The following is an 8,227-nucleotide window of genomic DNA, read 5'->3' as shown; positions in this document are numbered from 1 at the left end:
GCATCCTGCCCCTGCCGCGAACGGCGCACATCCCTGTGCGCCGCCCCTTCGGGGTTTTTCCCGCCCTATTCGCCGCTACGTAAGGGACCCGGTAAATCAAGATCAAAAGCAAAAAAAGCAAAAACAAAAGCAAACGCAAACGCACCACACGATCGAACTGCGTAGCAAGCGGACCGAGCTTGCTGCGTCGGTCACTGCCAACAGCCCCAAGCACACCACACCATCGGCGCACCAATCCACAGCGCCTACCGACACCGCACGGCCGGTCTCCGTGCCTGATCCCGCGCCGCAGATCGAACAACTGTTGTACCGTGCAGCATTGCCGCATCTGCTCGACTTCGCGGTCGGGCCGACGCGCCAAACCCACCCCGACCGCAGGCGGCAGCCGGCGGTGAACCTGCAGCGGGCCCAGCACCCGCTCGATGCCCGATTGCGACCGGAGATGCGCATGCCGAAATTCCCATGGTGGTCCGCCCTGACGCAGACCGGCCGCGTCCGCCGCAGCTGCCTGGCGGCCATGGCAGTAGTGCTGTGCACCGCCGTGACCGGCACGTGCCTGGCCGCCACCGGCGACACCATGCCGCCGGCACTGCAGCAGGCGCGCCAGTTGGTGCTGGTCGTGGCCCCGGACTGGGACAGCCCGCGCGGGCAACTGCAGGCGTTCGAACGCACGGCGCAGGGCTGGCGCGCGCACGGCCAGCGCTTCGATGTCGCGCTCGGCCGCAACGGCAGCGCCTGGGGGCTGGGCCTGCACCCGGCGCAGACCGACGGCCCGCAGAAACGCGAAGGCGACGGCCGCAGCCCGGCCGGCATCTTCACCATCGGCGAAGCGTTCGGTTATGCGCAGCGCATCGACAGCGCGCTGCCGTACCAGCCGATGCAGCAGAGCAGCTATTGCATCGACGTGCCCGATTCGCCGCTGTACAACCGCATCGTCGACGCCGACCGGGTCGGCGCCGAGGCGGTGGCCGGCTCGACCGAGCCGATGCGCCTGGACCTGCACCACGACGGCGACCGCCGTTACCAGGAAGGCTTCGTGATCGGCCACAACCAGCAGGCGCGGCCCGGCGCCGGCAGCTGCATCTTCGCCCACCTGTGGCGTGCCGCGGGCGAGGCCACCGCCGGCTGCACCGCGATGGAGCCGGCCGACATGCAGCGCCTGCTGGCCTGGCTGCGGCCGGATGCCGCGCCGTTGTTCGTGCTGCTGCCGCGCAACGACTACGCACGCCTGCGCGGCGCCTGGGCGCTGCCGGCCGTGGAGCCGGCACCATGAGCAACGCACCCGAACCGAGCCTGGTCCGCGCGGTCAGCCGCTGGCAGATCGTCGGCCTGTCGATCAACGACGTCATCGGCAGCGGCATCTACCTGCTGCCCGCCGCCACCGCCGCGCTGCTCGGACCGATGAGCCTGTGGGCGGTGCTGCTGGCCGGGCTGGCGGTGGGCTTGCTGGTGCTGTGCTACGCGCAGGCGGCCAGCTATTTCGACGAACCCGGCGGCAGCTACCTGTATGCGCGCGAGGCGTTCGGCCGCTTCGCCGGCTTCGAGATCGGCTGGATGATCTGGCTGACCCGGATCAGTTCCGCCGCCGCGCTCGGCAACGGCCTGGCCGATGCGGTGGTGCGCTTCTGGCCGGCCGCAGCAGGTGGCGGCGCGCGCCTGGCGATCGTGGTCGGCTCGCTCGGCCTGCTCACCGCGATCAACGTGATCGGGGTGAAATCGGCCGCGCGCACCGGCGTGGCGCTGGTGATCGGCAAGCTGGTGCCGCTGCTGCTGTTCGTGGCCATCGGCCTGTTCTACGTGGACTGGTCGTGGGCGTTCTCCGGCCAGGCGCCGGACCCGCGCGACTTCGGCAACATGGGCGAAGCGGCGCTGCTGTTGCTGTTCGCCTACGCCGGCTTCGAGAACATCCCCGCCGCTGCCGGCGAATACCGCAATCCGCGCCGCGACGTGCCGTTTGCGCTGATCACGATGATCGTCACCGTCACCCTGATCTATGCCGCGGTGCAGGTGGTCGCGCAGGGCACGCTGGCGAACGTGGCGCAGTCGGCGACGCCGTTGGCCGATGCCGCCAGCGGCTTCGGCGGCGAGGCGCTGGCGCTGATCCTCACCGTCGGCGCCACCATCTCCATCCTCGGCACCACCAGCAACACGGTGATGCTGGGGCCGCGCTTCCTGTTCGCGCTGGCGCAGGACGGTTACGGTCCGGCGTTCCTGGCGCGGGTGCATCCGCGCTTCCGCACGCCCGCCGCGGCGATCCTGCTGCAGGGCGTGCTGTCGCTGGCGCTGGCGCTGTCCGGCTCGTTCGTGCAGCTGGCGCTGCTGTCGATGGTCACCCGCCTGTTCGCCTACATCGGCACGGCCGCGGCGGTGCTGGTGCTGGCACGGCGCTACCGCGACCGGCCGGGTGCGCTGCACCTGCCGGGCGGCCCGCTGATCCCGGTCGCCGCGTTGCTGCTGGCGTTGGCGTTGCTGCTCAGCGCCAGCTGGCAGAACCTGGCCGCGGCCGGCGTGGCGCTGCTGGTCGGTGCGCTGTTCTACCGCTTCCCGCGCAAGGCGCCGTAGCACCTTCACGCGGCCTTGCGCCGCTGTCACGTGCGGGTAACCGCATCGCTTCGACTCTGGGCACCAGCCTCAGCGATGGAGTCCGCGATGAAACTACGCCGTGTCTACAGCGCCCCCGATCTGGCCACCGCCACCCGTGCCCTGCAAGCGGCGCGCAGCGCCGGCATCGACAACGACGACCTGTCGTTGATCGCCCGCAGCGACATCGAACTGGACGCGATCCCCGACGAGCGTAAGGACGTCAAGACCGACGCCTTGCCCGCGGCCGCACGCGGTGCGCTGGGCGGCGGCGCGGCCGGCCTGCTCGCTGGACTCGCGGCGATCGCGGTGCCGCCGCTGGGCATCACCCTGGCCGGCGCCGGGGTGATGGCCATCGCCGGCGCACTGGTCGGCAGCTGGTCCTCGGCCCTGGTCGGCGCCACCGTGCCGGATCCGGTGCGGCGCAACTTCGAAGAGGAAATCGAGGCCGGCCGCATCCTGGTGGTGATCGAGGGCGAAGCGTCGCAACTCGATGCCGCCGATGCGGCACTGCGTGGCGCCGGCACGATCGCGCTGCCCTACCAGTCCGCCGCTGCCGCGCAATGACGCGCCCCTGCGCGTTGCAGGCGGCGCAGGCTTCGCGCCGCTAGGAGGCTTGCGCCGGCGCCAGCGCGCGCATGCGCAGCAGCAAGCCGCCGGTGTGCACCAACGAATACGCGATCAGCACCGCGGCGATCGCCAGGGTCAGCGGGCTGGCGTTCTGCAGCGACTGCGCGCTACCGCCGGAAAACGCACCGCTGGCCCAACGCCACGCCAGGCGTCCGATCAGCAGCACGCTGAGTCCGGCGCCGATCCAGGGATTGGGCGTGTAATAGCGCCGGCCCTCGATCAGGTCGATGCGGGTGTGGTGCAAGGCGAAGGCCCCCAGCGCCGCGCCGGCCAGGACCCCCAGCGCCATGCCGAGGCGGACCGGCGGCACTACCGCCGCCAGGTAGGTCAATCCTGCCGCCGCCAGCGCCAGCAGCAGCATCCGCGCCACGGTCCGCCGCGGCTGCCATGGCTGGCGGCCGAAATAGCGGCGGATGCGCCGGTAGTACAACCAGCCGATGCCGGCGGTGGCCAGGTACGGGGTGAGCAAGGCGATACCGGTGGCGGCCATGGAATCCTGCGACGGGGGACGAGCGGCGTTGCCGGATCGTAATCCATCCGTGGCCCGTGGCGTAGCCGGCGCCGTCGCGGCGGCGGCAATCGACCGCCGCGCCGTGCTTCATGCCTCGATCACGCGATGCTGGAATCGCATTAACGGCGCCGTCGCTAACGTCGGATACCCCATTCGCACAGGAGACAACGATGAGCGTTCCTTATCAGATCCCCGGTCGCGCGCCCAACGACGACGATCGCAGCCTGGTGTCGCAATACTGGCGCGAGCGTTTCGCTGAGGAGCCTTACTACAGCGACGGCGAACGCTTCGAGGACTACGAGCCAGCCTATCACGCCGGACACGAGGCGCGCGTACGCAACTTCAATCTGGCCTACGAACAGGTCGAGGCCGAACTGCACCGCAACTGGGACAGCACCAAGGGCTCGCAGACCCTGAGCTGGAGCAAGGCCCGCCATGCGGTGCGCCGTGCCTGGGAGCGGGCGGGTCAGGACTGAGGGTGATCGCGGCTGGAAGGGCTACCGTTGCGGTCGCTTCGGTGGGTCTTTCCGAATCGCTGCACGGCTAATCGACGTGGCGCGGATTCGGGTTTGCGCGATGTCGGATGAGCTTGTGCGTTTCGGCGAGCGTCTCATGCGGACGGTTTTGGTCGCGGCTGAAGCCGCTCCTACACGAAGCGGCCCAATAACGCGCGGCACACCTTGTAGGAGCGGCTTCAGCCGCGACCAACGCAAAAAATCGAGCGGCCGATAACGGCCGCAACGCACACCATTTCCCACGCATAGCGGCCACATCCCGCCACCAGTCGCCACGCCGCTCTCAGCGGCGCGGCAACGCATCACCCGGCGGCTCGGGTGGCGTCAGCTCTCCACCGGCTGCAGCTGCAGCAAACGTCCGCCGCTACCGTCTTCCAGCAGCCACAGCGCGCCATCCGGGCCCTGTTCCACTTCGCGGATGCGCTTGCCCATGTCGTAACGCGCCGCTTCGCGCGCGTTCTCGCCGTTGAATTCGATCCGCACTAGCGACTGCGAGGACAGCCCGCCGATGAAGCCGTTGCCGCGCCACTGCGGGAAGCTGCTGCCGCTGTAGATCACGAAACCGGCCGGCGAGATCACCGGCGTCCAGCTGACCTTGGGCGCGGCGAATTCCGGGCGCGTGGAATGGTCAGGGATCGGCCGGCCGTCGTAGTGGTCGCCGTTGGAGACGATCGGATAACCGTAGTTGGCGCCACGCTGGATCAGGTTCAGTTCGTCGCCGCCGGCCGGGCCCATCTCGTGTTCCCACAGCTGGCCGTTGGCGTCGAAGGCCAGGCCGAGCACGTTGCGGTGGCCGAGCGACCACACCTGCGCGGCGACGCCGCCGCGGCGCGCGAACGGATTGTCGGCCGGCACGCTGCCGTCGTCGTTGAGGCGCACGATCTTGCCCAGGTTGCCGCTCATGTCCTGCGCCGGATCGAACTTCTGCCGCTCGCTGGAACTGATCCACAGCTTGCCGTCGGGCCCGAACGCCAGGCGGTGGCCGTAATGGCCGTTGCCGGACACCTTGGGCTGCTGGCGCCAGATCACCTTCAGCTGCGACAGTGCGCCGCCGCCATTGCCGTCCAGGGTCAGCTTGGCGCGCGCCACCGCGCCACCGCGAGTGTCGCCGCTGCCTGCCTCGGCATAACTCAGGTACACCCAGCCATTCTGGGCAAAGCCCGGATGCGGCAGCACATCGCCGAAACCGCCCTGGCCGCCATAGGCGACCGCGGGCACGCCGCTGACCGTGCCGGTCCGGCCGCTGGCCGGGTCGAAACGCTTGAGCGTGCCGCGCTTCTCGCTGATCAGCGCGCTGCCGTCGGGCAGGAAGCTCATCGCCCACGGTTCGTTGAAGGTGGCGAACGGCGTCGCCGAGAACGGCCAGTCGCCGCGCCGTTCGGCGCTCTTGGCGGGCGGCGCCGCATTTGCCGCGGACACGACCAGACTCATCGCCAATGCACAGGCCAAACCCAGGGGAGAACGTTGCATGACGCGCACCTATCGAATGGGGTCGAAGGCCGAACCTAGCAAAGCAGGTGTGGACGGCAAGCATGCAATGGCCAAGCCGTGGCCGCGGTCACGCGCGGCGTTCGCGCGGCGTAGACAGCGGCCTGCGCGCGACGCAACGGCGGGCAAGGGAGACGTGCGCGCAGACGACCGTGACGCGGCCGCCTGCGCGCGGCTGTCAGGCCTGCGGCAGCAGTTCGAAGCCGACCGGCTCGCCGCTGGCCGACGACGCGCAGACCCACAGGTCGAACAACCCCGGCTCGGCCTCGAACCGGCCGTCGCGGCCGCTGAAGGCCAGGGCGCGGCGGTCCAGGGTGAACACCACATTCATGCCCTGCCCCGGCGCCAGCCGCACCTTGCGGAAGCCTTTCAGTTCGCGCACCGGGCGCACCCGGCTGGCGACGCGGTCGTGCACGTACAGCTGCACCACTTCCTCGCCGTCGCGCTCGCCGACGTTGTCGATGCGGGTGGTCACGGTCAGCGTGTCGTCCCAGCCCAGCTGCACGCGATCCAGTTGCGGCGCGCCGTAGGCGAAGCGGGTGTAGCCGATGCCGTGGCCGAACGGATACAGCGGCGCGTTCGGGATCTCGCGCCAGCGCGCCTTGAACTCGCTCATCGTCGGCAGTTCCGGCCGACCGGTGCGCGCGTGGTTGTAGAAGTACGGCTGCTGGCCCGGATCGAGCGGAAAGCTGACCGGCAGCCGCGCCGAAGGGTTGTAGTCGCCGAACAGCACGTCGGCCACCGCCGGGCCGGTCTGCGTGCCCAGGTACCAGGTCACCACGATCGCCGCCGCGTCGCGCACCGCGCCCTGCAGCGCCAGGGCGCGGCCGTTGCGCAGCAACACCACCAGCGGCGTGCCGGTGGCGGCGACGGCTTCGGCCAGCGCCTGCTGCGCCGGCGGCAACACGATCTGCGTGCGCGACTGCGCCTCGCCGCTGTAGCGCTGCGGCTCGCCCAGCGCAAGCACCACCACGTCGGCGGCGCGCGCGGCGGCCACCGCCGCGTCGATGCCGCCGTCCAGCGGCGCTTCCAGCTCGCAGCCCGGCACCACGCTCAGCGCATCGGCGTCGTCCAGCGCCGCGCGTACGCCGGCCTCCAGGGTCACGTAGCGGGTCTTGTCGCCGAACAGGGTCCAGCAACCCTCGATGTTCTCGCGGTCCTGCACGAACGGCCCGATAAGCGCGATCTTCTGTCCACGCTTGTGCAGCGGCAGCACGTCGCCGTCGTTCTTCAGCAGCACGATCGAGCGCCGCGCCGCCTCGCGCGACAGCGCATCGTGCGCGGCGATATGCGACTGGTCGGCCTCGCGCTGCGGGTCCAGCGAACGGTACGGATCGTCGAACAGGCCGATGGTTTCCTTCAGCGCCAGCACCCGCCGCACCGCTTCGTCCAGCGCGGCCATCGGCACTTCGCCATCCTCCACCAGCGACGGCAGGTGCGCGGCGTAGAAACCGCTCTGCATGCTCATGTCCATGCCGGCCAGGAACGCCTTCTTGGTCGCGTCGCGCTCGTCGGCCGCATAGCCGTGCGCGATCAGTTCCATGTCGGCGGTGTAGTCGGAGATCACCACGCCGGGGAACTTCCATTCGCCGCGCAGGATCTCGGTCAGCAGTTCGTGGTTGGCGCTGGCCGGCACGCCGTTGATGTCGTTGAACGAGGTCATCACGCTCAGCGCTCCGGCGCCGAACGCGGCCTGGAACGGCGGCAGGTGCACGTCGCGCAGGGTCTGCGGGGCGATGTCCACGCTGTTGTATTCCATGCCCGCGGCGACCGCGCCGTAGGCGGCGAAGTGCTTGGGCGTGGCCAGCAGCGCGTCGTGCGCGCGCAGGTCCGGGCCCTGGAAGCCGCGCACGCGGGCGGCGGCGAACGCGCAGCCCAGCACCACGTCCTCGCCGGCGCCCTCGGCGCCGCGGCCCCAGCGCTGATCGCGGGCGATGTCCACCGCCGGCGCATAGGTCCAGTGAATGCCGGCGGCGGTGGCCTCGACCGCGGTGGCGCGCGCGGTGCGCTCGGCCAGCTCCGGCTCGAAGCTGGCGGCCTCGCCCAGCGGGATCGGGAACACGGTGCGCATGCCGTGGATCACGTCCGCGGCCAGGATCACCGGAATGCCCAGGCGGCTCTCTTCCAGCGCCGTGCGCTGGATCCGCCGCCCCAGTTCGGCGCCCACGCCGTTGAACAGCGAGCCGACCAGGCCGGCGCGCACCTGCTGCAGCACCTCGTCGGCATTGCTGACGTTCGCTTCCGGATTCACGTCCGGCGCGAACGGGCGCACCATGTCGGCGAAGACGCCGAGCTGGCCGACCTTCTCCTCGACGGTCATGCGGGCGATGAGCGATTCGATACGATCCGAAGCCATGGGGTCCTTTGAGAAAACGTTTACATAGCCGTCAATTCTAGCTCTCCGGCCAGACGAAAGAGCAAATCCCGGCGCCGGATCCGCCTATTCAGGGAACTGTCTACCGTCGCCCGCCGCTGGCGCCCAACGCCGCCATACGCCCCCGCA

Annotated in this window: 7 protein-coding genes; 4 read left to right on the top strand and 3 right to left on the bottom strand. The window is 70.1% G+C overall.

What is annotated here, in order from left to right:
- Positions 1-577 precede the first annotated feature (577 nt).
- The 3 genes from H9658_RS21890 to H9658_RS21880 all read left to right on the top strand — a co-directional run bounded on the left by H9658_RS21890 (position 578) and on the right by H9658_RS21880 (position 3,147).
- Positions 578-1,273 (top strand): L,D-transpeptidase family protein, encoded by a 696-nt coding sequence (locus tag H9658_RS21890; protein WP_191826944.1) that lies wholly within the window; start codon positions 578-580, stop codon positions 1,271-1,273.
- Entirely contained in the window at positions 1,270-2,562 is a 1,293-nt protein-coding gene (locus tag H9658_RS21885; protein ID WP_179567828.1) for an APC family permease, read from the top strand. Before H9658_RS21890 ends, H9658_RS21885 begins: the two co-directional genes overlap by 4 nt.
- Positions 2,563-2,649: 87 nt before the next feature.
- The gene (locus tag H9658_RS21880; protein WP_191826940.1) at positions 2,650-3,147 is read left to right on the top strand and encodes a hypothetical protein; all 498 of its coding nucleotides are present in this window, start codon (positions 2,650-2,652) and stop codon (positions 3,145-3,147) included.
- Positions 3,148-3,187: 40 nt separating this feature from the next.
- On the opposite strand, the gene H9658_RS21875 is transcribed toward H9658_RS21880, so the two are convergent.
- Positions 3,188-3,700: a hypothetical protein gene (locus tag H9658_RS21875; protein ID WP_191826939.1), complete on the bottom strand. Its 513-nt coding sequence runs from the start codon at positions 3,698-3,700 to the stop codon at positions 3,188-3,190.
- Between the two features lie 191 nt (positions 3,701-3,891).
- Here H9658_RS21875 and H9658_RS21870 point away from each other — a divergent pair, with 191 nt between their 5' ends.
- Entirely contained in the window at positions 3,892-4,197 is a 306-nt protein-coding gene (locus H9658_RS21870; protein ID WP_179567834.1) for a hypothetical protein, read from the top strand.
- A gap of 363 nt (positions 4,198-4,560) precedes the next feature.
- Here H9658_RS21870 and H9658_RS21865 read toward each other — a convergent pair whose 3' ends face one another.
- Together H9658_RS21865 and H9658_RS21860 are read right to left on the bottom strand one after the other, a co-directional pair.
- A complete protein-coding gene (locus H9658_RS21865) occupies positions 4,561-5,706 on the bottom strand; it encodes a PQQ-dependent sugar dehydrogenase (protein ID WP_191826938.1) in 1,146 nt (381 codons plus the stop codon).
- A gap of 196 nt (positions 5,707-5,902) precedes the next feature.
- Positions 5,903-8,080 carry a glycoside hydrolase family 3 N-terminal domain-containing protein gene (locus H9658_RS21860; protein ID WP_191826937.1) on the bottom strand — a complete coding sequence of 726 codons (2,178 nt, stop codon included), beginning with the start codon at positions 8,078-8,080 and terminating at the stop codon, positions 5,903-5,905.
- Positions 8,081-8,227: the final 147 nt, after the last annotated feature.

The organism is Xanthomonas bonasiae, assembly GCF_014836395.1.
Taxonomy (GTDB): domain Bacteria; phylum Pseudomonadota; class Gammaproteobacteria; order Xanthomonadales; family Xanthomonadaceae; genus Xanthomonas_A; species Xanthomonas_A bonasiae.
Note: the sequence above shows the minus strand (reverse complement) of the source record. Positions and strands in the feature narration are given on the sequence as shown.

Excerpts from the sequence above, each read along its gene's own strand:
- H9658_RS21890 (WP_191826944.1), top strand. The coding sequence starts at position 578 with ATGCCGCCGGCACTGCAGCAGGCGCGCCAGTTGGTGCTGGTCGTGGCC.
- H9658_RS21885 (WP_179567828.1), top strand. The coding sequence starts at position 1,270 with ATGAGCAACGCACCCGAACCGAGCCTGGTCCGCGCGGTCAGCCGCTGG.
- H9658_RS21880 (WP_191826940.1), top strand. The coding sequence starts at position 2,650 with ATGAAACTACGCCGTGTCTACAGCGCCCCCGATCTGGCCACCGCCACC.
- H9658_RS21875 (WP_191826939.1), bottom strand. The coding sequence starts at position 3,700 with ATGGCCGCCACCGGTATCGCCTTGCTCACCCCGTACCTGGCCACCGCC.
- H9658_RS21870 (WP_179567834.1), top strand. The coding sequence starts at position 3,892 with ATGAGCGTTCCTTATCAGATCCCCGGTCGCGCGCCCAACGACGACGAT.
- H9658_RS21865 (WP_191826938.1), bottom strand. The coding sequence starts at position 5,706 with ATGCAACGTTCTCCCCTGGGTTTGGCCTGTGCATTGGCGATGAGTCTG.
- H9658_RS21860 (WP_191826937.1), bottom strand. The coding sequence starts at position 8,080 with ATGGCTTCGGATCGTATCGAATCGCTCATCGCCCGCATGACCGTCGAG.